This is a genomic window from Microbacterium psychrotolerans, from assembly GCF_031085295.1.
In the GTDB taxonomy this organism is placed as follows: Bacteria; Actinomycetota; Actinomycetes; order Actinomycetales; family Microbacteriaceae; genus Microbacterium; species Microbacterium psychrotolerans.
In genome coordinates this window covers 541,766-566,301 of sequence record NZ_JAVFWO010000002.1, presented here as the reverse complement: position 1 = coordinate 566,301, position 24,536 = coordinate 541,766, and the positions used below count along the sequence as shown (strand labels likewise).

The window sequence follows — 24,536 nt, the reverse complement described above, 5'->3', positions numbered from 1 at the left end:
GCCGCGGTCCGCTCAGTCCGCGATGATCCCCTGGGCGGTCAGCCATGCGCCGATGCTGGTGCTCCAGCGCTCCTGGTCGTAGTTCCAGAGCTTGGTGTGCCGCGCCACTTCGAAGACCTGCATCTCCACCAGGTCGGGGCGGGCCGCGACGAGACCGTGAGACGCGTCCGACGGCACGAAGCCGTCGTCGTCGCTGTGCAGGATCAGGATCGGATGCCGCAGCTCGGCCGCACGGGCGACGACGTCGAGCTGATCGAGGCGGATGGCCGCGCCGGCCCGCGTCAGCGGAGACGCCCACTCGGTCTGAAGCGCGCCCATCGCCAGCCGGCTGACCGCTCCGGGCACGCGCTCCGCGCGAGCCTGATAGTTCAGCACGGTGCGCCAGTCGACGACCGGCGACTCGAGGATCAGACCGGCGATCGCGTCGCCGTGCGGGGAGTTGAGCGCGAGCTGCAGTGCGATGGCTCCACCCATCGACCATCCCATGATGATGATGCGCTGCGCGCCACGACGACGGGCGAAGCCGACGGCCGCGTCGACGTCGCGCCATTCGGTCGCCCCGAGGGTGTAGGTGCCGCTGCGGCTGCGGGGCGCTTCGGCGTCGTTGCGATACGAGACGACCAGGGAGGTGATCCCCAGCGCGTGGAAGACCGGCACGGCCCGGAGGCATTCGGCGCGCGTGGTGCCGCGACCGTGCACCTGGATCACCCAGGTGTCGCCTCCGCCCGCCGGGAACAGCCACGCCGGGCAGGGGCCGACCGTCGAGCCGATCAGCTCTGGGGTGAACGGCAGCTGGAGCTGCTCGGGACGGTCGTAGTACCACCCACTGAACGCGGCTTCGGGCTCCAGACGCGCGTCCGCGGGGATGTGCGTGAGGAGCTTGCGCTTGACGCTTGTCGCATCCTCCGAGAGCACCGAGCCGAGCTTGATGTAGTCGGACGACCCCGTCGTGAACAGACCGTAGCGCCCCGGCAGCTCGGTGTCGGCCGTCCGCGACAGCGTGATGGTCTGCGCGGCCGTGTCGAGCGCGAGGATGCGGGTGTCGGCCAGACGTCGTGCAGGGGTGACCACCTTGCGCGCCATCAGCACGGAGCCGGCGGCAAGGGCGCCCAGCGCGCCGGCCAGTGCCACGCTCAGCACAGTGAGCGCGGCCTTCACGCCGGCGACGAGGGCAGGAGATGCGGCGCGCACTGCGGCGCGCCTGGAGGCGACCATCGAGGAACGATTCTAGTCTGTCCGCGTGGCTGAGCAGCGTCCCCCCGCGGCATCGAGCGCCTTCGAGCAGGCCGCGCAGGCGGTGCGTGACATCCGCTTCCGCGAAGACCTGACGGTGCGGGAGATCGCTGCGCCCCAGGGACTCGCGCCCGACGCGATCGCGATCGCGGGCGATGTGCGCTCCTCGCCCGATGACACGGACTCTCCGTACGGCACCGGTCGTCTCGTGCTGCTGCACGATCCCGACGAACCCGCCCCCTGGAACGGTCCGTGGCGGATCGTGTGTTTCGCGCAGGCGCCGCTGGAGCCCGAGATCGGCATCGATCCGCTCCTCGCCGATGTCGCATGGACGTGGCTCACCGACGCACTGGAGTCGCGAGGCGCGGGCTTCCACTCGGCATCCGGCACCGCCACCAAGACGCTCTCCAAGGGCTTCGGCGCCCTGGCGGCCGAGGGCGATGGGGCGCAGATCGAATTGCGTGCGTCGTGGTCGCCGGAAGGCGCGATCGCTGCGCACGTGGAAGCATGGGCGGAGTTGGTTTGCATGCTGGCCGGTCTTCCCCCCGGCTCGGAAGGGATCGCGATGCTCGGTTCGCACAGGTCGCCGCGTGGCTGAATACGACGTGATCGACGAGCTCGCGCGCGTCGAGGAGACGGCGCGGCGTCTCGCCGCAGGTGAGGGTCCGGTCGCCGTCGACGTCGAGCGCGCGTCGGGCTTCCGCTACTCCCAGCGTGCGTACCTGGTGCAGGTGTTCCGCCGCGGCGCGGGCGTGTTCCTCTTCGATCCGCCGCCGATCGGCGACTTCCGGGCGCTCCAGGCCGCCATCGGCGACCAGGAATGGGTGCTCCACGCCGCGAGTCAGGATCTGCCGTCGCTGCGCGAGATCGGCCTGGAACCGGCGAGCATCTTCGACACCGAGCTGGCGGCACGCCTGCTGGGCCATGAGCGCGTCGGCCTCGGCGCCGTCGTCGAGGACACGCTCGGCATCACCCTCGCGAAGGCCCACTCGGCTTCCGACTGGTCGACCCGGCCGCTGCCGCAATCGTGGCTGGAGTACGCAGCGCTCGATGTGGAGCACCTCGTCGACGTGCGTGACAAGCTCGCCGACGAGCTGGTGGAGCAGGGCAAGACGGAGTTCGCCGCCGAGGAGTTCCGCGCCGTGCTCGAACGCGAGCCCAAGCCCCAGCGCGAAGAACCCTGGCGCCGGCTCTCGGGCCTCCACACCGTGCGTGGCCGGAAGGCGCTGGCGGTCGCTCGCGAGCTGTGGATCGCCCGCGAGGAGTACGCGCGCGAAGAGGATGTCGCTCCCGGACGGCTCGTCCCCGACCGCGCGCTCGTCGCCGCCGTGATCGCCGATCCGCCGTCCAAGAGCGCCCTCGCGGCGCTGAAGGACTTCACCGGACGCGCGAGCCGCTCGCAGCTCGACCGATGGTGGGCGGCGATCGAGGCGGGGCGTGCCGTGACGCAGCTGCCTCTCGAGCGGGCCACCGGCGGAGACACGCTGCCGCCGCCCCGCGCGTGGGTCGACCGGAACCCCGAGGCCGACGCCCGCCTCAAGGCGGCCCGTCCCGTGGTCGAGAAGCGCGCCGAAGAGCTGCACATGCCGACCGAGAACCTCCTGACGCCGGAGCTGCTGCGGCGGGTCGCGTGGTCTCCCCCGCAGCCGCTGACCGCGGAGACCGTCGGAGACGCCCTCGCCGTGCTCGGTGCGCGTCCCTGGCAGATTGCGCAGACTGCACAGGTGATCGCCGATGCCTTTGTGGGTTCCGTGCAAGCCGTGTCGGAGGCGTCGGAACCGGCTTCGTAGGTTTCCGCCACCCGATTCCGGCCGTTCCGCGGCCCCTCCTAGGCTGGCGGCATCCCTATTTTTGGAGGCAGAGTGGCCGAGATTTCGGACGTCTTCTTCGTCGATGGAATGCGCACCCCGTTCGGGCGCGCCGGCGAGAAAGGCATGTACTGGAACACCCGAGCGGACGACCTCGCCGTCAAGGCGACGATCGGACTCCTGGAGCGCAACCCGGGCGTTCCGAAGGACCGCATCGATGACGTCGCCATCGCCGCGACGTCGCAGACGGGCGACCAGGGACTGACCCTCGGCCGCAGCGTCGCGATCCTCGCGGGGCTCCCCCAGACCGTCCCGGGCTTCGCGATCGACCGCATGTGCGCGGGCGCGATGACGAGCGTCACCACGATGGCCGGCTCCATCGGCGTGGGCATGTACGACGTGGCCCTCGCGGGCGGCGTCGAGCACATGGGCCACCACCCGATCGGTGGCAATGCCGACCCCAACCCGCGGTTCGTGGCGGAGAAGATGGTCGACCCCGGCGCGCTGAACATGGGCGTGACCGCGGAGCGGATCTTCGACCGCTTCCCGCACCTCACCAAGGAGCGCTCCGACCGCTTCGGGATGCTGAGCCAGCACAAGGCGCAGGCCGCGTACGACGCCGGCAAGTTCCAGCCCGACCTCGTGTCGGTCGCGATCAAGGACGCCGAGGGCTCGTGGGGCCTGGCGACCGAGGACGAGGGTCGTCGCCCGCAGACGACGATGGAGGACCTCGCGGGCCTCAAGACCCCCTTCCGGCCGCACGGCCGTGTCACTGCGGGCACGTCGTCGCCGCTCACCGACGGTGCGACGATGTCGCTCCTCGCAGGTGGCGGCGCCGTCAAGGAGCTCGGCCTGCGCCCGAAGATGAAGCTCGTCTCGTTCGCCTTCGCCGGCGTGCAGCCCGAGATCATGGGCATCGGGCCGATCCCCTCGACCGAGAAGGCGCTCAAGAAGGCCGGCCTGAAGATCGATGACATCGGCCTGTTCGAGCTGAACGAGGCGTTCGCGATCCAGGTGATCTCGCTGCTCGATCACTTCGGCATCGCCGACGACGACCCGCGCGTCAACCAGTGGGGCGGCGCGATCGCGCTCGGCCACCCCCTCGCGGCGTCGGGCGTCCGACTGATGATCCAGCTCGCGGCTCAGTTCGCCGAGCGACCGGACGTGCGCTACGGACTGACTGCCATGTGCGTGGGTCTCGGCCAGGGCGGCTCGGTCATCTGGGAGAACCCGTTCTACGACGGAAAGAAGCGGAAGTAATCGCGGCATGACGAACTACGACGACATCGACTTCTCCCCGATCCTCGCCGACACCGAGGGCGAGGTGATCACGCAGTCGCGGGTGCGCGACATCCGTCTCGCCTCCGGCAAGGTCATGGCGCTGATCACGCTCGACAACGGGCGGGACCACACCCGGCCCAACACGCTCGGCCCCGCCACGATGTTCCAGCTCGGCGAGACGCTCGACGCCCTCAAGGCGCGTGCCTCCGCCGGCGAGATCCAGGCGGTCGGCATCACCGGCAAGCAGTACATCCTCGCGGCCGGTGCCGACCTGTCCGACATCGGCAAGGTCGGCTCGAAGGACGACGCGCGGCTGGTTGCCCAGCTCGGCCACAAGGTGTTCGGCAAGCTGTCCGAGCTGGGCGTCCCGACGTTCGCCTTCGTGAACGGCCTCGCGCTGGGCGGCGGGCTCGAGATCGCGCTCAACTCGACGTACCGGACGGTGGATGCCTCGGCCGCCGCGATCGCGCTGCCCGAGGTCTTCCTCGGCATCATCCCGGGCTGGGGCGGTGCGTACCTGCTTCCGAACCTCATCGGCATCGAGAACGCTCTCGAGGTCGTGATCTCCAACCCGCTCAAGCAGAACCGGATGCTGAAGCCGCAGCAGGCGTTCGAGTACGGCATCGTCGACGCGATCTTCCCGGCGGCAAACTACCTCGAGGACTCGCTGGCCTGGGCGGACGGCGTGCTGACCGGCAAGACCAAGGTGGACCGCAAGAACGAGCCGGGCAAGATCGAGCGCCTCACCAAGTGGCCCATCGCGATCAAGATGGCCCGGGGCATGCTCGAGTCCAAGATCGGCACGGTTCCGAAGTCGCCGTACGCGGCGCTGGAGCTCCTCGACAAGGCGAAGAGCGGCACGAAGGCCGAGGGCTTCGCGCGTGAGGACGAGGCGCTGGCCCAGCTCGTCACCGGCGACCAGTTCGCGGCGTCGATGTACGCCTTCGATCTGGTGCAGAAGCGCGCCAAGCGCCCGGTCGGCGCTCCCGACAAGCAGCTGGCGAAGAAGGTCGGGAAGGTCGGGATCATCGGCGCCGGCCTGATGGCGAGCCAGTTCGCCCTCCTGTTCGTGCGCAAGCTCCAGGTGCCCGTGCTCATCACGGATCTGGATCAGGCGCGCGTCGACAAGGGCGTCGCGTACATCCACGACGAGATCGGCAAGCTCGAGGCGAAGGGCCGCCTCGACGGAGACACCGCCAACCGGCTGCGCGCGCTCGTGACCGGAACCACCGACAAGAGCCTGTACGCGGACTGCGACTTCGTCATCGAGGCCGTGTTCGAGGAGGTCGGCGTCAAGCAGCAGGTGTTCGGCGAGATCGAGCAGATCGTCGCCGAGGACGCGATCCTCGCGACCAACACCTCATCGCTGTCCGTCGAGGAGATCGGCGGGAAGCTCGCGCACCCTGAGCGCCTCGTCGGCTTCCACTTCTTCAATCCGGTCGCGGTGATGCCGCTGATCGAGATCGTGAAGACGCCGCAGACATCGGATGCCGCCCTGTCGACCGCGTTCATGGTCGCGCGCAACTTGGGCAAGAACGCGGTGCTCACCGCGGACGCGCCGGGGTTCGTGGTGAACCGCCTGCTGGCGAAGGTCATGGGCGAGGCTGCGCGCGCGGTCTACGAGGGCACGGCGGTGGCGGATGTCGAGAAGGCGTTCGCGCCTCTCGGGCTGCCGATGGGCCCGTTCCAGCTCATCGACCTCGTCGGCTGGAAGGTGGCCGCGCACGTCCAGGACACGATGGTGCACGCGTTCCCCGACCGCTTCTATGCGAACGAGAACTTCCACGCGCTCGCGGAACTGCCGGAGGTCGTCGAGAAGGACCGCGGCGGCCGTGTCACCGGCTGGACCAAGGCCGCCGAGAAGCTGCTCAAGCCCGCCGTGGGCTCGTCGCCGGCGTCGGCCGAGACCATCCTGGCCCGGGTGCAGGACGGTCTCGCGCAGGAGATCAAGATCATGCTCGACGACGGTGTGGTGCCCGAGGTGGAAGACATCGACCTCTGCCTCATCCTCGGCGCAGGCTGGCCGTTCATTGACGGCGGCGCATCGCCGTACCTCGATCGTGAGGGCGCATCCGAGCGCGCGTTCGGTGACACCTTCCATCACCCGGTGATCAAGGGCATCGCCGGCTGACACGGTCGAGCCGCTCATGGAAGGGCGCATCCTCTGCGGAGGATGCGCCCTTCCGCATGTCCGCGGGGAGCCGCGGACCGCTCGTCGCGGCCGCGCTGCGAACAGCGATGCTCGCCTCACGGAACGCGACGCGTCCGGCGTATGAACACTCGGCGCCCTCGGGCCGCCAGGGCGCAGCAGCCCTTCTGCGCAGGGCATCCTGTCCCTGTCGGATGGTGCGAACGGGAGGTGTCCGGATGCTGGATGTGATCTCGGGGATGTTCAGCGGCAGCGCGCTGGGGGTGCTGGTCAAGACCAGCGGCGCGGCGTTGACGCTGCTCGTGGTTGTCCCCGCCCTCATGAAGCTGTTCCTGGTGACGGTCGACGAGGGTTCGACCGCGATCCGCACTCGCAACGGCAAGCCGATCATCCGTCGCAGCCGCGGCGCGGACGACGGTCGCGGCGAGGTGGTGGTGCTGCGGCCCGGCACCCATGGCGCGTTCCCGATCTTCTACTGGTACCGGCTGGTCGATGTGCGCGCGCGGTCGACGGATCTGCCCGCCCGCAGTCTCACCGCTGCCAGTGGGCATCAGCATCTGGTGCATGCCTCGTTCGATTGGCGTCCGATCGTGTCGGGGCACGACCTTCGTGTGCTCGAGCTCGACGTCGTCAATGTGCGCGAACGCGCGGGCAACATCGTGGGCGCGGCTCTGCGCGATCTCGTGCACCAGCTGGACGGCGCCGTGCTCCCGCCGAACGACCTCCTGTCGCCGCGGGTCGTCGACGCCTGCTCGGACCTCGTGCGCACCGACTGCGGCATCGAGCTGCTGCGCGTGATCGTCACGGGCGACGCACTCACCGACGGCTACCTGCTGTCGCAGGCGATCACGCCGCGTCCTGCCGACCCGCAGAGCGCGGAATGGGATGCCGCGGCATCCGTCCTCGCGACGCGCCTCTCGTCGGTCTAGCGCCGGTCGTCGCGGCTGCGAGCGAGATCCGGCAGCGTCGGGATCTGACCTGTCGGCGTCGGGTCGCCGCTCTGGGCGCCGCGCGCGACCGGGATGCGGGTGCCGAGCACCTGCGCCACGACGTCCTGCGCGATCTTGGCCGCGGTGAGCCCGGCATCCTCGAGGATCTGCTCACGGCTCGCGTGGTCGATGAACTCGTCGGGCACACCCAGTTCGTCCACTGCGGTGTCGACGCCCGCCTCGCGCAGCACCTGGCGGACGCGGGTGCCGATGCCGCCCACGCGGATGCCGTCCTCGATCGTGATGACGAGCCGGTGGGATGCCGCGAGGTCGACGACCGACGGCTGCACCGGCACGGCCCAGCGCGGGTCGACGACGGTGGCGCCGATGCCCTGTGCGCGCAGGCGCTCGGCCACGTCGACGGCGATGTGCGCCATGGGGCCGATGCCGACGAGCAGCACGTCGTGGGCGTCGGAGCGCACCAGCACGTCGACGCCGTCATCGAGGCGCTCCAGCGCCGGGAGCTCGGGGCTGACGACGCCCTTCGGGAAGCGGATCACGGTGGGGCCGTCGTCGACGGCGACCGCCTCCTGCAGCTCCTCACGCAGGCGCTCCCCGTCGCGGGGCACGGCGATGCGGATGTTCGGCACGAGCTGCAGCATGGCCAGATCCCAGATGCCGTGATGGCTCGGCCCATCGGGTCCGGTGACCCCGGCGCGGTCCAGCACGAAGGTGACGCCGGCGCGATGGAGGGCGACATCCATCAGCACCTGGTCGAACGCGCGGTTCATGAACGTCGCATAGATCGCGACGACCGGGTGCAGCCCGCCGAAGGCGAGACCGGCCGCCGAGGCGACGGCGTGCTGCTCGGCGATGCCGACGTCGTACACGCGGTCGGGGAACCGCTGGGCGAACGGCAGCAGCCCGGTCGGGCGCAGCATCGCCGCCGTCATCGCGATCACGTCGTCGCGCGCATCGCCCACGCAGACGAGCTCGTCGGCGAAGACGTCGGTCCACGCGAGACCGCCGGTCGCACCGAGCGACTCCCCCGTGATGGGGTCGATCTTGCCGACCGCATGGAACTGGTCGGCCTCGTCCTCCAGAGCCGGGGCATAGCCGCGGCCCTTCTCGGTGATGGCGTGGACGATGACGGGAGCGCCGTACGACTTCGCGAGCTCGAGGGTCTCGATCAGCGTCGGCAGGTCGTGACCGTCGACGGGGCCGAGGTACTTGATGTCGAGGTTCGAGTAGAGGGCCGCGTTGTTGGTGAACCGGGAGAGGAAGCCGTGCGTGCCTCCGCGAACCCCGCGATAGACGGCGCGTGCGGCGGGACCCAGCTTGCGGAACAAGTCGTCGGAGCCGCGGTGCAGCGTGCGGTAGGACTCCGCCGTGCGGACGCGGTTGAGGTAGCGGGCCATGCCGCCGATCGTCGGCGCGTACGAGCGGCCGTTGTCGTTGACGACGATCACCAGGTTGCGGTCGTTGTCGTCGGAGATGTTGTTGAGCGCCTCCCACGTCATGCCGCCGGTCAGGGCGCCGTCGCCCACGACGGCCACGACGTGCCGGTCCTTGCGCCCGGTGCGGGTCAGGGCGCGCGAGACGCCGTCGGCCCAGCTCAGGGAGCTCGACGCATGCGACGACTCGACGACGTCGTGCGCGCTCTCCGACCGCTGCGGATAGCCGGCGAGGCCGTTGCGGGCGCGCAGATTCGTGAAGTCCTGGCGTCCGGTCAGCAGCTTGTGCACGTAGGACTGGTGGCCGGTGTCGAAGATCATCGGGTCGTTCGGCGAGTCGAAGACCCGATGCAGTGCGATCGTCAGCTCGACGACGCCGAGGTTGGGGCCGAGGTGGCCTCCCGTGCGTGCGACGTTCTCGACGAGGAAGCCGCGGACCTCGCTCGCGAGCTGCTCGAGCTGATCGGTGGTCAGTCCGTCGAGGTCGCGGGGTCCGGTGATGGACGACAGCAGCGACATCCCCGCTCCTTTCCGGCCCGGGAAGGGCTCTGCAAGTCTACCCGGGGCATGAAGGGGGACCGGATGCCGCGGCATCCGGTCCCCCGTGAATCAGCTGTCAGACCAGCGAACGCAGCACGTACTGCAGGATGCCGCCGTTGCGGTAGTAGTCGGCCTCACCGGGCGTGTCGATGCGGACGACCGCGTCGAAGGCGACCGTCTGCTTGCCCGCGGGCGAGAACTCGCTCGGCTCCGCCGTGACGCGCACGGTCTTGGGCGTGACACCCTCGTTGAGCTGCTCGAGGCCCTCGATCGAGACGATCTCGGTGCCGTCGAGTCCGAGCGACTTCCAGCTCTCGCCGGCCGGGAACTGCAGCGGGACGACGCCCATGCCGATGAGGTTCGAGCGGTGGATGCGCTCGAAGCTCTCGGTGATGACGGCCTTCACGCCCAGCAGACTCGTGCCCTTGGCGGCCCAGTCACGCGACGAGCCCGAGCCGTACTCCTTGCCGCCGAAGACCACGAGCGGGGTGCCCTGCGCCTGGTAGTTCTGGCTCGCGTCGTAGATGTACGACTGCGGGCCGCCCTCCTGCGTGAAGTCGCGCGTGAAGCCGCCCTCCACGATCTGGCCGTCGTTGACCGCGGCGACCAGCTCGTTCTTCAGGCGGATGTTCGCGAACGTTCCGCGGATCATGACCTCGTGGTTGCCACGGCGCGAGCCGTACGAGTTGAAGTCCTTGCGATCCACGCCGTGCTCGGCGAGGTACTTGCCCGCGGGGCTCTCGGCCTTGATGTTTCCGGCCGGGCTGATGTGGTCGGTCGTGACCGAGTCGCCGAGAGTGGCCATGACACGTGCGCCGTGGATGTCGCTGACCGGGGTGAGCTCCATCGTCATGCCGTCGAAGTACGGGGGCTTGCGCACGTAGGTCGATGCCTCGTCCCACTCGAACACGTCGCCGGTGGGCGTCGGCAGGTTGCGCCAGCGGTCGTCGCCGGCGAACACGGTGGCGTACTGCTTGGTGAACATCTCCTGGTTGATGGACGAGTCGATGGTCGCCTGGACCTCCGAGGCGTCCGGCCAGATGTCCTTCAGGAAGACGTCCTCGCCGTTCTGGTCCTTGCCCAGGGCGTCGGTTTCGAAGTCGAAGTTCATCGACCCGGCGAGCGAGTACGCGATCACGAGCGGCGGGCTCGCGAGGTAGTTCATCTTGACGTCGGGGTTGATGCGGCCCTCGAAGTTGCGGTTGCCCGAGAGGACGGCCGTCACGGCGAGGTCGTTCTCGTTGATCGCCGCCGAGACCTCCTCGATGAGCGGGCCCGAGTTGCCGATGCACGTGGTGCAGCCGTAGCCCACCGTGAAGAACCCGAGGTCTTCGAGGTCCTTGGTCAGACCGGCCTTCTCGTAGTAGTCGGTGACGACCTTCGAGCCCGGAGCCAGCGTGGTCTTGACCCACGGCTTGGCCTTGAGGCCCTTCTTCACCGCGTTGCGGGCCAGCAGGCCGGCAGCGAGCATGACCGACGGGTTCGACGTGTTCGTGCACGACGTGATCGCGGCGATCGTCACGGCGCCGTGATCGAGCACGAACTTCTCGCCGCCCTCCAGCGTCACCGGGGTCGGCTTCGACGCCGTCGCCGGCGCGTGGCTGTGATGGTGGTGCTCGTGGAGGCTGTACTCGTCCTCGGGCGAGTTTCCGGGCGGGTCGGACGCCGGGAACGACTCCGAGCCCTCGAGATCGACCAGATCGTGGTCGACCTCCGCGTAGTTGGTGAGGTCGCTCTCGAACTGCTGCTTCGCCTGCGAGAGGACGATGCGGTCCTGCGGGCGCTTGGGACCGGCGATCGACGGGACGACCGTCGACAGGTCCAGCTCCATGTACTCGCTGAAGACCGGCTCGCGAGAGGGGTCGTGCCAGAGCGTCTGCTCCTTCGCGTACGCCTCGACCAGTGCGAGCTGCTGCTCGTCACGGCCGGTGAGGCGCAGGTAGTCGACGGTCACGCTGTCGATCGGGAACATCGCGGCGGTCGAGCCGAACTCCGGGCTCATGTTGCCGATGGTCGCGCGGTTGGCGAGCGGCACCGAGGCCACACCCTCGCCGTAGAACTCGACGAACTTGCCGACCACGCCGTGCTTGCGCAGCATGTCGGTGATGGTCAGCACGACATCGGTGGCGGTCACGCCGGTCGGGATGGCGCCCGAGAGCTTGAAGCCCACGACCTTGGGGATGAGCATCGACACCGGCTGGCCGAGCATGGCCGCCTCCGCCTCGATGCCGCCCACGCCCCAGCCCAGGACGCCGAGTCCGTTGACCATCGTCGTGTGCGAGTCGGTGCCGACGCAGGTGTCAGGGTAGGCGCGCAGGACACCGCCGACAGTGCGGTCGTAGATGACCTTGGCCAGGTGCTCGATGTTCACCTGATGGACGATGCCGGTGCCCGGCGGGACCACCTTGAAGTCGTCGAAGGCCGTCTGGCCCCAGCGCAGGAACTGGTACCGCTCGCCGTTGCGCTCGTACTCGATCTCGACGTTGCGCTCGAGGGCGTTCTCGGTGCCGAAGAGGTCGGCGATCACCGAGTGGTCGATGACCATCTCGGCCGGCGACAGCGGGTTGATCTTCGTCGGGTCGCCGCCGAGCGCCGTGACCGCCTCGCGCATGGTGGCGAGATCGACGATGCAGGGAACGCCGGTGAAGTCCTGCATCACGACGCGAGCGGGCGTGAACTGGATCTCGGTGTTCGGCTCGGCTGCGGCATCCCACGACCCGAGAGCCTCGATCTGCTGCTTGGTGACGTTCGCGCCGTCCTCGGTGCGCAGCAGGTTCTCGAGCAGCACCTTGAGGCTGAACGGGAGCTTCTCGTAGCCCGCGACCGTGTCGATGCGGAAGATCTCGTAGTCGGTGCTGCCGACCGTCAGGGTGCTCTTCGCACCGAAGCTGTCAACCGTGGACACGTCTGTCTCCTTCGTCGGCGGCGGGATCGTGCCGGAGTCCGGCATCCCCATCTTCCCCCGCCCCGAAGCCCGCGGCTAGTGAGGTCGACCTAACGGATCGAGGGAAAACTATCTTGATGTCAAGATAAATGTATCACTTCGGCGCGCGAGGGTAGAGCGCTCGCACGGCGAGCCACGTGACCGCGACCAGCGGCGCGAACAGCGGCAGCCCCATCACCAGCTTGAGCGTGCCCAGCGCCGTCACGTCGCCCGCGAAGTAGAGCGGCACCTGCACGATGAGGCGCAGCGCGAACAGAGAGGCCCATGCGAGCGACAGCCAGAAGAACACCCGGCGCTTGCGCCGATCGGCGCGCCACGCGGTGCCCTCGCCCATCAGGAATCCGACCGCGAGACCGATGAGCGGCCACCCCACGAGCGCCGACACGAGGAACGCCGTTCCGTAGATCGTGTTCGTCAGGAAGCCCGGGATGAAGCTGTCCTCTCCCCTGCCCGTCCAGAGCGACAGACCCGCCGCCGCGGCAGCCGCGATCAGACCGCCGATCGCGGCGCTCGCGGACTGCCGCTGGATGAGCCTCACGATCGTGAACACCGCGGCCAGGCCGACCGACAGCCCGAGGCTCAGCGGCAGGTTGCCCGTCCGCGTCTCGCTGTCGTATGTGAGGGTCCATGCCACCAGGAACACGATGCCCGGAAGGACGGATTCCAGGATGCCGCGCCAGCCGCCCATCGCCGTCCACACGACGTGACCGGTGCTGCGGCCCTCCGCGGGGTCGAGCCCGGCGCGCCGTGCAGCACTGCCGAGAGCCGCGCCGAGCACCTCGGATGCGGACGCCGGCGTCTCGGTCTCGTCGATGGGAGAGCTCCCCCCGTCGGCGGGAGCTTTCGCCGTTCGCTCCGGATCCTGGTCGTCGGGCCGCGGGCTGTCGCTCACGCCGAGCCCGGCGTGGCCGGCATGCGCAGCGGGATGAGATCGCGCGGCGGCATGGGCGATCCGCCGCGGACGACGACGATCGACCGGAACAGATCCTCGACGGCCGCGGCCGCCTCGACGTCGGCTGTCGCCGCGCCGCCGATGACACCGCGGAGGAACCAACGGGGTCCGTCGACGCCGACGAAGCGCGCGAGACGCTTGCCCGCGGTGCCGTCGGGACCGGCGACGACGGGAACCTCGGCGAGCAGCTCGGGGCCGAGCGGGCCCTCGCGCTCCTCGACGCGGCCGCCCTGCTGGCGGATCTGCTGACGGATCTGCTCGCGCGTCTCCGCCCAGAGCCCCGCCGAGCGGGGCGCGGCGAACGGCTGAACCTGCAGCGTCGAGCCCGAGTAGTCCAGTCCGACGGCGACGATGCGCTTCGTCTGCTCCTCGACCTCGAGTCGCAGGTTCAGGCCTTCGCGCGGAAGGATCTTGATGCCGCCGAGGTCGATGTACGGCCGCACCGGGTTGGCTTCGGACTCGTCGAACGGGCCGGTGGTGGCGCGGTCCTCGGGCGCGACCTTGCGCGGTCCGTCGGCGGATGAGGGGTCGGTCATGCGAGGACTCCGTCCTTCTGGTAGCCCGTGGAGCCGAAGCCGCCCTCGCCGCGCACGCTGTCGGGCAGATGCTCCACGGGGATGAATACGGCGCGAGGCACCGGCATGACGATGAGCTGGGCGATGCGGTCGCCCACCGAGATGTCGTGCGCGTGCTCGCGGTCGGTGTTGAGGAGGATGACCTTGATCTCGCCGCGGTAGCCCGCGTCGATGGTGCCGGGGGCGTTGACGATCGTGATGCCGTGCTTGGCTGCGAGGCCGCTGCGGGGCACGACGAAGGCGACGTATCCCTCGGGCAGCGCGATGCGCACGCCGGTGCCGACGAGCGCGCGAGCGCCGGGTTCGAGCCGTACCTCCTCGGCGGCGACGAGGTCGGCTCCGGCGTCTCCGGGGTGTGCGTACACCGGGACGTCGGGGGCGATAATGGGGACGTCCACCGTTTCAGTCACCCAACGAGGGTAATGCAGAACTCCATGCGTCACGCCGATGCTCGAAGCGGCCGCACCGACGGCTACCGGGAGCGGCTCGGACCCTCCCTGTGGATCCTCGTCGCAGCAGCAGTCGCTGCCCCCATGGCGGCCCTCGTCCTCACGCCGATCGACACCACGATCGCTCTCGTCGTGGGCATCTGCGTGGGGGTGCTGCTGATCGCACTGCTCATCGCCGCGGCCCCGGTGGTCGAGGTCCGCGACGGTGAGCTGCGGGCGGGACGTGCTCATATCGGCGTCGAGTTCCTCGGTGCGCCCGTGGTGCACGTCGGCGACGATGCGCGGCACGCGCGCGGTGCGGGTCTCGACCCGCGGTCGTGGCATCTGATCCGCGGCGGGATCGACGGACTCGTCGTCATCCCGGTGACCGATGTCGACGACCCGACGACCGCGTGGGTAATCTCCTCGCGGACGCCGGATCGACTGTCCGCCGCTGTGCGGCGGGCTCAGATCACGCGGAGCACTCCGCGCAGATAGGGCCGTCGGCCGTCTCGTGATCGAGCTGCGAGCGGTGCTTCACGAGGAAGCAGTTCGAGCAGGTGAACTCATCCTCCTGGGGCGGGAGAACGACGACGTCGAGCTCGAGGTCCGAGAGGTCGGCACCGGGCAGCTCGAAGCCCGACGGGTTGTCGGCATCCTCCGCATCGACCGAGCCCGAGAGCTTGTCGGGAACGCGCTCCTTGAGCGCTTCGATCGACTCGCTGTCGTCCTCGGTCTTGCGGGGGGCGTCGTAATCGGTGGCCATGCGTGAACGTCTCAACTTCCGGGTATCGCGGGTTGCGCTCGCCCTTGCGGGCGGCGATAGTTTGCACGACGGTTCCCCTTTTCGCAAATGCGTCCGGCGGTGTCCACCACGTGCGTTCGCGTGAAACTCGCGGCACGCGCCGTATATTCCCGGCCAGCGCACTTCGCTGTGACACGATGGGGCGGATCAGGCAGCATCGGCTGCCATCAGCCCGACGGGGAAGTACAGCCGTGAGCCCAAGGGAAAAGTAAGGGGCGTTCGCATGGAACAGCTCAAGGTCATCGGAACCGAGGACGACAAGCTCATCCTGGCGACCGAGTCCGGCGAGAGATTCTCGCTCGATGTCGACGATGTGCTGCGGGTCGAGCTGCGCAAGGCGCGGCGCGACCGCGGCGGCGACGTTCAAGCGCCGCGCGCGAGTCCGCGTGAGATCCAGGCGCACATCCGCTCCGGGCTGTCCGCCCGCGAGGTCGCCGAGCTCCTCGGCGCGCGCGTCGAGGACGTGGTGCGCTTCGAAGGACCCGTGCTGGCCGAGCGCGAGCACGTCGTCGGACAGGCGCTGGCGGTTCCGGTGCTTCTCGGCGGCGACTTCGAGGGCGACGGACAGACCACCTTCGGCTCCGCCGTGCGCGCCAAGCTCGCCGAGGCGGGCGCGATCGGCGAACGATGGACCAGCTGGAAGGCGCCCACCGGCTGGACGGTCAAGCTCGAGTTCACGGCCAACGACATCGGACACGATGCCCGCTGGGGCTTCGACCCGCGTCGCAGCACCCTGTCGCCGCTGAACTCCGACGCGATCCAGCTCTCCCGCCAAGGGTCGCTCCCCGAAGGGCTGATCCCGCGCCTGCGGGCACTGGACAGCGCGCCGGCCAAGGACGACTCGCGCTTCGACAGCGGCGCCTTCGGACCACGACGGCTCCCGGACGCCGACATCGAATCGCCGGACATCCCCTCGCCTGCCGCTCCCGCCGTCCAGGAGGCGGCGATCAAGCGCGCCAGCGAGCCCAGCGTCGTCACGTCGGCCGAGACCGCCGACCTTCTCGAGGCGCTGCGCCGTCGCCGCGGTCAGCGCGAGCCGCTGCCGGGCGCCGAAGAAGTGGCCGCACCGCAGCGCTCCTCGGCGCCGGTCGCACTGTTCGACGCCCTAGAACCGGGCTACGACGAGGCACCAGCCGACGACGAGCCGCCGGCATCCGACTATCAGGCGCCCACTCCCGCCGCGGTGGCGGAGGCGGGTCGCCGCAAGGGGCGCACCTCGATGCCCTCGTGGGATGAGATCGTCTTCGGCGCCCGTTCCGACGACTGACGCCGGGTCCGCCCGGTCGAGTGCGACGCTGCACGAAGTGCGCCGACGCCATCGAGATCAGGCGAACGCGCCGAGCCGGATGAGCGGCACGACCCGCTCCTCATCGGTGAGCGAGCCGTGCTGTCCCACCATCTTCTGCGGTGCCTTGTCGGCGAGGCGATCGTCGTAGTACGCGATTCCGGCGCGCGGGGCGACGATCACGTCGCCGATCCGGGCGCCGACCTCCGGGTCGACAGCCCCCATGAGTCCCGACGCCTCCAGCTCGGCGCGGGAGAAGACCCAGGAGCGGGATGCCTCCGCCTCGCGCCACCGCGCGAGCACGGCGTCGGCCTGCCCGGCCTCGGTATACAGCTGCAGCATGCGCGGCTCGCCGCCGATGAGGCGGACCCCGTCGAGGAGCTCGCCGGTCTCGTCGAGCAGGATGTGGCGGTGCCGGGGGACGTCGATCATGCCGTGATCGGAGGTGACGACGACGCCGGTGCCGCGGTCAATCGATGCGGCCAGCGTGCGGGCTGCGGCGTCGACCCGTTCCAGAGCAGCCACCCACTCGTCGGACTCCCAGCCGCGCTTGTGTCCCACGGCGTCGAGATCGGCCGCGTACAGATAGACGAGCGAGCCCGGATGCCGCGCCGCCAGGTCGGCGGCGACGCGCACGCGTTCGTCGAGGTCGTCCGCTCCGTGGAACTCGGCTTCGCCGAGCGTCGCGGCCGTGAATCCGGTGCGCGCGTACTCGTTGCGCGACACGGCGAAGAACGGCCGGCCGAGCGTGGCCGACAGTGGCGCTGCGCGCTGGAACGACAGTGGAAGGCCATCGGTGTCCCACCCGCGCAGCATGTTGACGACGTCGTCGGTGCCGGGAACCCGGGCGCGGTAGCCGACGATGCCGTGCTCCCCCGGCAGGGCGCCGGTGAGCAGACTGGTCAGAGCGGCAGCCGTGGTCGAGGGGAACACGGTGCGTGCGGTGTCCCGCTTCGTCCGCGCCTCGCTGAGGAATCGCGCGTGCCCGGCGCGCGCCGCGAGGTTCGAAACGCCCAGGCCGTCGATGACCCACACGATCGCGCTCCGCGCCGGTGCGAACCACTCCGATCCGCCGTTCAGCGCCGCCGACATCTGGGGCACGACACGGGTGAGGCTCCGGGCGCGCGGCGGGTCCGCGGGTAGGCTGAGGGACATCGGGGCCAGTCTCGCACACCGCGGCTGCCCCACCGCTCCCGCCGTCACCCGAGGCTTCATCGACACATGCCCGCTTCCCGCACCGATTCCTCACCCGCCGACCACGGACGCATCGAGGACGTCGACGTCTCGTCCGAGATGCAGACGTCGTTCCTCGAGTACGCCTACTCGGTGATCTATTCGCGCGCGCTCCCCGACGCGCGCGACGGGCTGAAGCCGGTGCAGCGGCGCATCCTCTTCCAGATGGCCGACATGGGCCTGCGCCCCGACCGCGGCCACGTCAAGAGCGCCCGCGTCGTCGGCGAGGTGATGGGAAAGCTGCACCCGCACGGCGACGCGCCCATCTACGACGCACTCGTGCGGCTCGCGCAGCCGTTCTCGCTGCGCGTGCCCCTGGTCGACGGACACGGCAACTTCGGCTCGCTCGACGACGGGCCCGCGGCCCCTCGCTACACCGAGGCCCGTCTCGCCCCTCCGGCGCTTGCGCTCACCGAGAATCTCGACGAGGACGTCGTCGACTTCATCCCCAACTACGACGGACAGTTCCAGCAGCCCGAAGTGCTGCCGGCCGCCTTCCCCAACCTGCTCGTCAACGGCACGACCGGCATCGCCGTCGGCATGGCGACGAACATGGCGCCGCACAACCTCATCGAGGTCGTGGGTGCTGCCACGCATCTGCTCGACAACCCCGAGGCCACCGTCGAAGAGCTCATGGAGTTCGTGCCCGGTCCTGACCTTCCCGGTGGCGGCATCATCGTCGGTCTCGACGGCATCAAGGACGCGTACACGAACGGGCGCGGCAGCTTCCGCACCCGGGCGAAAGTGTCGATCGAGTCGCTCGGTCCGCGCCGCACCGGCCTCATCGTCACCGAGCTGCCCTACCTCGTCGGCCCGGAGCGCGTGATCGAGAAGATCAAGGACGCGGTCACTGCCAAGAAGCTGCAGGGCATCGCGGACGTCAACGACCTCACCGACCGCCACCACGGCCTGCGTCTGGTCATCGGCATCAAGACCGGTTTCGACCCGCAGGCGGTGCTCGACCACCTCTACCGGCTGACGCCGCTCGAGGACTCGTTCAGCATCAACAACGTCGCCCTCGTCGAAGGCCAGCCGCAGACGCTCGGGCTCCGGGAACTCCTGCGCGTCTACCTCGACCACCGCATCAGCGTCGTCACGCGCCGCAGCCGCTACCGGCTCGCCCGGCGCCAGGAGCGACTGCACCTGGTCGAAGGTCTCCTCATCGCGATCCTCGACATCGACGAGGTCATCCAGGTCATCCGCACCTCCGACGACGGCGAGCAGGCGCGCCAGCGTCTGATGAGCGTCTTCGATCTGTCGGAGGCGCAGTCCGAATACATCCTCGAGCTGCGACTGCGCCGGCTGACGAAGTTCTCCCGCATCGAGCTCGAGGCGGAGCGCGACAACCTCAAGAAGGAGATCGCCCAGCTCGAAGAGCTGCTCGGCAGCGACGTGCTGCTGCGCGCGCAGGTCGCCCAGGAACTGGATGCCGCCGCCGAGGCGTTCGGAACCCCGCGGCGCACCCTCCTCCTCAACGGCGGCCCGGTGCAGCCGCGCTCACGCGCCGCCGCAGCGGCTGCCGACCTCCAGATCGCGGACGCCCCGTGTCGGGTCTTCCTCTCGGCCACCGGACGCATGGTCCGCGCCGAGCTGGTCGCCGATGCGCCCGGTGGCGGCGTCGTGCCGCCGGCACGCCGGTCGAAGCACGACGCGATCCGCTCCTCGGTGGACGCGACGACCCGCGGCGACATCGGCGCGGTGACGAGCCTGGGCCGCCTGGTGCGCCTCTCCCCCGTCGACCTGCCCTCGGTCCCCGGCAACTCGGTGCAGTTGGGCGCCGGCACGCGCGCCGATCAGTACCTCGGACTGAGCGGCGGCGAGCACGTCGTCGCCCTGGTCCCGCTCGCCGACGCCCCGCCGATCGCCGTCGGCACGGCGCAGGGGGTGGTCAAGCGGGTCGCTGCGAGTGAGCTCGGCAGCAAGCACGACATCGAGATCATCGCGCTCAAGGACGGCGATCGGGTCGTCGGCGCCGCACCGGCCTCCGACGGCGCCGAGCTGGTGTTCGTCGCGAGCGATTCCCAGCTCCTGCGCTTCGACGCGTCGTCGGTGCGCCCGCAGGGCCGCTCCGCCGGCGGTATGGCCGGGATCCGGCTCACCGACGGCGCGCAGGTCATCGCCTTCGACGTCGTCGGGCCGTCCGAGTTCGACGCGGTCGTGGTGACGATCGCCGGCTCGACCACCGCGCTTCCGGGCACCGACGCCGGCAGCGCCAAGGTGTCGCTCTTCAGCGAGTTCCCCGCCAAGGGGCGCGCGACCGGCGGTGTACGCGCCCATCGCTTCCTCCGCGGCGAGGACGCGCTCACGATCGCCTGGGTGGGCACGGATCCGCGTGCCATCGGCTCCGACGGGGCGGTCCGCGCGTTGCCTGCTGCGGGCGCGAAGCGCGACGCGTCGGGGACCGCTCTCGACGGCGTCGTCGGCGCGGTCGGCACCGGCATCCGCTGAGCCGAGCCGGCTCTCCCGCCCGCTGGGGCGAGGCGAGCACGGCTCTCGCGGGGGTTGCCCGCTATGCGGTCTCGACGCGACGAGCATCGTCGCTCGCCGGCACGGTCCTGGGTCGGCCAGGCGTCACGCGTCGATGCGCTCCCGCTCGAGCCGGTCGCTGGAGTCGATGATGAACTCCTTGCGCGGGGCGACGTCGTTGCCCATGAGCAGCTCGAAGACGGATGCCGCAGCCTCGGCATCCTGCATCCGCACGCGGCGCAGCGTGCGGCCGGCACGGTCCATGGTCGTCGTCGCCAGCTGGTCGGCATCCATCTCGCCGAGGCCCTTGTAGCGCTGCACCGGCTCCTGCCAGCGCTTGCCCGCCTTGCCGAGCTTGGTGAGCAGGCCGTGCAGCTCAGCCTCGGAGTACGTGTAGATGGTGTCGTTCGGCTTGGTCCCGGGGTTCATCACGACGACGCGGTGCAGCGGCGGCACGGCGGCGTACACGCGCCCCTCGTCGATGAGCGGCCGCATGTAGCGGAAGAACAGGGTGAGCAGCAGGGTGCGGATGTGCGCCCCGTCGACGTCGGCGTCGCTCATCAGGATGATCTTGCCGTAGCGGGCCGCCTCGAGGTCGAACGAGCGACCCGAGCCGGCGCCGATCACCTGGATGATCGCCGCGCACTCGGCGTTCGACAGCATGTCGCTGATCGAGGCCTTCTGCACGTTGAGGATCTTGCCGCGGATCGGCAGCAGCGCCTGGAACTCGCTGTTGCGCGCGAGCTTGGCGGTGCCGAGGGCGGAATCACCCTCGACGATGAAGAGCTCCGACTCCGCAACATCGTTCGACCGACAGTCGGCCAGCTTCGCCGGAAGCGACGACGACTCGAGGGCGTTCTTGCGACGCTGCGTCTCTTTGTGCGTGCGCGCGGAGATGCGCGCCTTCATCTCGGAGACGACCTTGTCGAGCAGGAGGCTGGTCTGCGCTTTGTCGTCGCGCTTGGACGAGCTGAAGCGTGCGGCGAGCTCGCGGATGACGACGTTCGAGACGATCTGGCGCACGGCGGGAGTGCCGAGCACCTCCTTCGTCTGACCCTCGAACTGCGGCTCGGGCACCCGCACGGTGAGCACCGCGGTGAGTCCGGCGAGGATGTCGTCCTTCTCGATCTTGTCGTTGCCGACCTTGAGGCGCCTTGCGTTCTGCGTGACCTGATCGCGGAGGACCTTCATGAGGCCCTGCTCGAATCCCTGCTGGTGCGTGCCGCCCTTGGGCGTGGCGATGATGTTGACGAACGAGCGCGACACGGTCTCGTAGCCCGTTCCCCACCTGACGGCGACGTCGACGTGGCATTCGCGCTCGACCTCGGTGGGCACCATCGCACCGGACGGCTGCAGCACCGGGACGGTCTCGGTGAAGCTGCCGCTCCCGGTCAGGCGCCAGGTGTCGGTGATCCCGGCGTCGGGCGCGAGGAAGTCGGCGAACTCGGAGATGCCGCCGTCGAAGCGGTAGCTGGTCTCGACCGGCTCCCCGGACTCGGTGCCGGGGCGCTCGTCGCGAATGACGATCTCGAGGCCGGGGACGAGGAAGGCGGTCTGCCGCGCGCGCTGCTCGAGCTCCTGCAGGTTGAACGCGGCGTCCTTGGTGAAGATCTGCGGGTCTGCCCAGTAGCGGATGCGCGTTCCCGTCACGCCCTTCGCCGCGCGGCCGGCCACCCGCAGCTCGCTGCGCTGCTCGAACGGTGTGAACGCGGAGTCGGGGCTGCCGTTGGAGAAGATGCCCGGCTCGCCGCGGTGGAACGACATCGCCCACGTCTTGCCGCCGCGGTCGACCTCGACATCGAGGCGCTCCGACAGGGCGTTCACCACGGAGGCGCCGACACCGTGCAGGCCGCCCGACGCCGCGTACGATCCGCCGCCGAACTTGCCGCCCGCGTGCAGCTTCGTGAAGACGACCTCGACGCCCGACAGCCCGGTGCGCGGCTCGATGTCGACGGGGATGCCGCGTGCGCGGTCGCGCACCTCGACGCTGCCGTCGGCGTGCAGCACGATGTCGATGCGGGTGCCGTGCCCGGCCAGGGCCTCGTCGACCGAGTTGTCGATGATCTCCCACAGGCAGTGCATGAGGCCGCGGGAGTCGGTGGAGCCGATGTACATGCCCGGGCGCTTGCGGACCGCCTCGAGCCCTTCGAGCACCTGGAGATGATGGGCAGAATACTCGGCGGTCACAGTCTCCCATCGTAATCCGCGCGCCTGACACGGCTGCGCAGACACGCTCCACGCCGAGCAGCGCTACGCGCTCAGCGAAATGTCGCCTGTTCGCGGCATTCTCGAAACATCCCCGTGGTTGTATCTCATCACGGCCCAAGAGTTCTACATATACGAGGAGGCACCGAAATGACCACGCTATCGACACCCACAGAGCCCGGCGCCGTCCTCGAGTACCGCCTGACCGCGGTGGACCGCTGCGATTCCTGCGGCGCCCAGGCCTACATCGCCGCCGAGGTCAACGGCAGCGAACTGCTCTTCTGCGCCCACCACGGCCGCAAGTACGAAGAGAAGCTCCGCAGCATCGCGACCTCGTGGCACGACGAGACGGCCCGGCTGGCGGAATAAGGCCCTCCGAGGTCCGCTGCTCCGCAGCCCCCTGACGACCGCCCCGTGAGACGCCGCGCGTCTCACGGGGCTTTCACGTGTAGACGCGCGGGATCAGCGGCGAGATCCTCACCGCGATCTCTTCGCCGATCGTGCCGATGAGCTCGGCGAGGTCGGTCGCCGTCCCCTCACCGGAGCGGCCGGGACCGTAGATGGTGACGACGTCTCCGACCTCGGCATCCGTCCACGTCTCGACGAGCGACTGCACACCGCCCAGCGGGCCGAGCCTTCGCGCACCGGCGGGCGTGCCGACCATCGCGCGACCGCTCAGCGAACTCGGCAGACCGTCGAACGCACCGATGTCGATCCGCACCGTTTCCTCCTGCACGGCGACCACCTCGGCTTCGAGCCGGGCGATCGTGCGCAGTCCGAGCTTGGCGGCCGACGGCCCGCCCGCGGATCGGATGCCGTAGCAGAACGCGCCGACCCGCACCATGTCGTACCGGAACTCGGGCCGAGCGAACGACGCGGCGCTGGCAGCCAGATGCCGGACCCCGGGGAGGATGCCGGCGGACTCCGCCTGCTGCAGTGCCCGCTCGAACACGGCGCGCGCGTCGTCGTCCTCGGCGTCCGAGGCTTCGGCGATGTGGCTCCAGACACCCACGACGTCGATCCGACCGGCGGCCTGCAGCGCGGCGGCCCTTGCGACGAAGGCGCTCCATTCCTCCGGGCGGACGCCGTTGCGGTGAAGTCCGGTGTCGATCTTGAGATGCACGCGAGGTGTGGCGCCGGCGTCGGAGGCGGCATCCGCCAGCTCCTCCAGGAGTTCGGCGTCACCGATGCCGAGGTCGAGCTGCGCCGTGATGGCGGCACGCAGGTCGTCGGGCGACGCGGCGATCCAGGTGAAGATGCGGACCGCGTCGCCGGCAGCGGCACGCACGGCGGTTCCCGTCCGTACGTCGAACGCCCCGAACCACCTCACCCCGGCACGGGTAGCCGTGTTCACGACTGCGTGCAGCCCGTGGCCGTAGGCGTCGTCCTTGACGACGAGCATGAGCTCGGCCGGCGCGACGGTCTCGCGCACTCGCGCGATGTTGTCGGTCAGCGCCGCCAGATCGACGTGCAGCCGCGCCGTCACGCAGCCTCCTCGCGGACCGCGCGAAGGCCCACCATCGTGACGAGCTCTCCCTCGCTGAGTCCGGTCGCCCGCACCCAGCTCTCGAGCGACGGCTCGCCGCGCACAGGATCGCCGAGGAACAGCACCTCGTCGCCGCGCCGGACGGCGGCATCCGAGATCTCCACGACGCAGACGTCCATGGCGACACGCCCGACGATGGGGTGCCGTCGGCCTTCCACGGCGACATCGACGGCCCCGCCCAGCCCGCGCACGATGCCCTGGGCGTAGCCGCCCGTCACGAGCGCGATGCGGGTCTCGGCGGTGGCCCGGTAGGCGTAGCCGTACGACACGCCCTCGCCTGCGCGGAGGTCCTTGACCGACAGCACCGTGCCGGTGAGGCGCATGGCAGGTGTTGCGGACGTGCCGGCGCCGGGGAGTCCGAACAGTGGCGACGGAGTGAGCGTCGTCGCCGGTCGCGCGACGGCGGGTCCCTCGGCGGCGGTGACGACCGACGCTTCCGCCGTGACGAAGCCCTCCGACTCGAGAACTTCGCGCACGAGAGCAGCGCCGTGGCCCCAGGCATCCGCCTCGAACACCGACGGAGCGAACGAGCGGATGCCGCGCTCCCAGGCGGCACGGGCGTTCGCGGTGAGCGCGCCCCGCGAGATCCGGGCGACCGGGCCGCTGCGGGGACCCGATCCCGGCGCGGGCACGCCGCGCCCAGGGATCGAGGAACTCACGCCTCTAGACTATCGGGGTCCCCCGCACCCGATCCCGGAGCACG

At 69.9% G+C, this 24,536-nt stretch carries 20 protein-coding genes; 9 read left to right on the top strand and 11 right to left on the bottom strand.

The window, feature by feature from the left end:
• Positions 1 to 12: 12 nt before the first annotated feature.
• Positions 13 to 1,215 carry an alpha/beta hydrolase family protein gene (locus tag Q9R08_RS07335; protein ID WP_308867237.1) on the bottom strand — a complete coding sequence of 401 codons (1,203 nt, stop codon included), beginning with the start codon at positions 1,213 to 1,215 and terminating at the stop codon, positions 13 to 15.
• A gap of 25 nt (positions 1,216 to 1,240) precedes the next feature.
• Between Q9R08_RS07335 and Q9R08_RS07330 the strand changes: the two genes are divergently transcribed.
• The 5 genes from Q9R08_RS07330 to Q9R08_RS07310 all read left to right on the top strand — a co-directional run bounded on the left by Q9R08_RS07330 (position 1,241) and on the right by Q9R08_RS07310 (position 7,400).
• Positions 1,241 to 1,831 carry a DUF3000 domain-containing protein gene (locus tag Q9R08_RS07330; RefSeq protein WP_308867236.1) on the top strand — a complete coding sequence of 197 codons (591 nt, stop codon included), beginning with the start codon at positions 1,241 to 1,243 and terminating at the stop codon, positions 1,829 to 1,831.
• The gene (locus Q9R08_RS07325; protein WP_308867235.1) at positions 1,824 to 3,023 is read left to right on the top strand and encodes a ribonuclease D; all 1,200 of its coding nucleotides are present in this window, start codon (positions 1,824 to 1,826) and stop codon (positions 3,021 to 3,023) included. The genes Q9R08_RS07330 and Q9R08_RS07325 overlap by 8 nt, the downstream gene beginning before the upstream one ends.
• Before the next feature lie 72 nt (positions 3,024 to 3,095).
• Positions 3,096 to 4,301 (top strand): thiolase family protein, encoded by a 1,206-nt coding sequence (locus Q9R08_RS07320; protein ID WP_308867234.1) that lies wholly within the window; start codon positions 3,096 to 3,098, stop codon positions 4,299 to 4,301.
• Between the two features lie 7 nt (positions 4,302 to 4,308).
• On the top strand, positions 4,309 to 6,453 hold the full coding sequence (locus tag Q9R08_RS07315; RefSeq protein ID WP_308867233.1) for a 3-hydroxyacyl-CoA dehydrogenase NAD-binding domain-containing protein: 2,145 nt from the start codon (positions 4,309 to 4,311) through the stop codon (positions 6,451 to 6,453).
• A gap of 236 nt (positions 6,454 to 6,689) precedes the next feature.
• Positions 6,690 to 7,400 (top strand): SPFH domain-containing protein, encoded by a 711-nt coding sequence (locus Q9R08_RS07310; RefSeq protein ID WP_308867232.1) that lies wholly within the window; start codon positions 6,690 to 6,692, stop codon positions 7,398 to 7,400.
• Here Q9R08_RS07310 and dxs read toward each other — a convergent pair.
• From dxs to dut, 5 genes are all read right to left on the bottom strand, one after another.
• Positions 7,397 to 9,373, bottom strand: a complete 1,977-nt coding sequence (dxs, locus tag Q9R08_RS07305) for a 1-deoxy-D-xylulose-5-phosphate synthase (protein ID WP_308867231.1) — start codon at positions 9,371 to 9,373, stop codon at positions 7,397 to 7,399. The two genes, Q9R08_RS07310 and dxs, sit on opposite strands and share 4 nt — an antisense overlap.
• A 97-nt stretch (positions 9,374 to 9,470) precedes the next feature.
• The gene (acnA, locus tag Q9R08_RS07300; RefSeq protein ID WP_308867230.1) at positions 9,471 to 12,299 is read right to left on the bottom strand and encodes an aconitate hydratase AcnA; all 2,829 of its coding nucleotides are present in this window, start codon (positions 12,297 to 12,299) and stop codon (positions 9,471 to 9,473) included.
• 133 nt (positions 12,300 to 12,432) lie between these two features.
• On the bottom strand, positions 12,433 to 13,230 hold the full coding sequence (locus tag Q9R08_RS07295; protein ID WP_418001322.1) for a DUF3159 domain-containing protein: 798 nt from the start codon (positions 13,228 to 13,230) through the stop codon (positions 12,433 to 12,435).
• Positions 13,227 to 13,826 (bottom strand): DUF3710 domain-containing protein, encoded by a 600-nt coding sequence (locus Q9R08_RS07290; protein WP_308867229.1) that lies wholly within the window; start codon positions 13,824 to 13,826, stop codon positions 13,227 to 13,229. The genes Q9R08_RS07295 and Q9R08_RS07290 overlap by 4 nt, the downstream gene beginning before the upstream one ends.
• The gene (dut, locus tag Q9R08_RS07285; protein ID WP_308867227.1) at positions 13,823 to 14,275 is read right to left on the bottom strand and encodes a dUTP diphosphatase; all 453 of its coding nucleotides are present in this window, start codon (positions 14,273 to 14,275) and stop codon (positions 13,823 to 13,825) included. Before dut ends, Q9R08_RS07290 begins: the two co-directional genes overlap by 4 nt.
• A gap of 12 nt (positions 14,276 to 14,287) precedes the next feature.
• Here dut and Q9R08_RS07280 point away from each other — a divergent pair, with 12 nt between their 5' ends.
• Positions 14,288 to 14,791: a DUF3093 domain-containing protein gene (locus Q9R08_RS07280; RefSeq protein ID WP_308867226.1), complete on the top strand. Its 504-nt coding sequence runs from the start codon at positions 14,288 to 14,290 to the stop codon at positions 14,789 to 14,791.
• Here Q9R08_RS07280 and Q9R08_RS07275 read toward each other — a convergent pair.
• Positions 14,766 to 15,059: a DUF4193 domain-containing protein gene (locus Q9R08_RS07275; protein ID WP_308867225.1), complete on the bottom strand. Its 294-nt coding sequence runs from the start codon at positions 15,057 to 15,059 to the stop codon at positions 14,766 to 14,768. The two genes, Q9R08_RS07280 and Q9R08_RS07275, sit on opposite strands and share 26 nt — an antisense overlap.
• A 262-nt stretch (positions 15,060 to 15,321) precedes the next feature.
• Between Q9R08_RS07275 and sepH the strand changes: the two genes are divergently transcribed.
• Positions 15,322 to 16,365, top strand: a complete 1,044-nt coding sequence (gene sepH / locus Q9R08_RS07270) for a septation protein SepH (protein WP_308867224.1) — start codon at positions 15,322 to 15,324, stop codon at positions 16,363 to 16,365.
• Positions 16,366 to 16,422: 57 nt separating this feature from the next.
• Here the strand turns inward: sepH and Q9R08_RS07265 are convergent, their stop codons facing one another.
• Complete coding sequence (locus tag Q9R08_RS07265) at positions 16,423 to 17,538, bottom strand: alkaline phosphatase family protein (protein WP_308867223.1); 1,116 nt, start codon at positions 17,536 to 17,538, stop codon at positions 16,423 to 16,425.
• Positions 17,539 to 17,604: 66 nt separating this feature from the next.
• Between Q9R08_RS07265 and Q9R08_RS07260 the strand changes: the two genes are divergently transcribed.
• Positions 17,605 to 20,064 (top strand): DNA gyrase/topoisomerase IV subunit A, encoded by a 2,460-nt coding sequence (locus tag Q9R08_RS07260; protein WP_308867222.1) that lies wholly within the window; start codon positions 17,605 to 17,607, stop codon positions 20,062 to 20,064.
• 123 nt (positions 20,065 to 20,187) lie between these two features.
• On the opposite strand, the gene Q9R08_RS07255 is transcribed toward Q9R08_RS07260, so the two are convergent.
• Positions 20,188 to 22,269, bottom strand: coding sequence for a DNA gyrase/topoisomerase IV subunit B (locus Q9R08_RS07255; RefSeq protein WP_308867221.1), 2,082 nt, complete (start codon positions 22,267 to 22,269; stop codon positions 20,188 to 20,190).
• A 168-nt stretch (positions 22,270 to 22,437) separates the two neighbouring features.
• On the opposite strand from Q9R08_RS07255, the gene Q9R08_RS07250 reads away from it, so the two are divergent.
• The gene (locus Q9R08_RS07250; RefSeq protein WP_194415370.1) at positions 22,438 to 22,656 is read left to right on the top strand and encodes a DUF7455 domain-containing protein; all 219 of its coding nucleotides are present in this window, start codon (positions 22,438 to 22,440) and stop codon (positions 22,654 to 22,656) included.
• 73 nt (positions 22,657 to 22,729) lie between these two features.
• Here Q9R08_RS07250 and Q9R08_RS07245 read toward each other — a convergent pair whose 3' ends face one another.
• Both Q9R08_RS07245 and Q9R08_RS07240 read right to left on the bottom strand, forming a co-directional pair.
• Positions 22,730 to 23,773 carry an alanine racemase gene (locus Q9R08_RS07245; RefSeq protein ID WP_308867220.1) on the bottom strand — a complete coding sequence of 348 codons (1,044 nt, stop codon included), beginning with the start codon at positions 23,771 to 23,773 and terminating at the stop codon, positions 22,730 to 22,732.
• A complete protein-coding gene (locus Q9R08_RS07240) occupies positions 23,770 to 24,492 on the bottom strand; it encodes an alanine racemase C-terminal domain-containing protein (RefSeq protein ID WP_308867218.1) in 723 nt (240 codons plus the stop codon). Before Q9R08_RS07240 ends, Q9R08_RS07245 begins: the two co-directional genes overlap by 4 nt.
• Between the last annotated feature and the right edge of the window lie 44 nt (positions 24,493 to 24,536).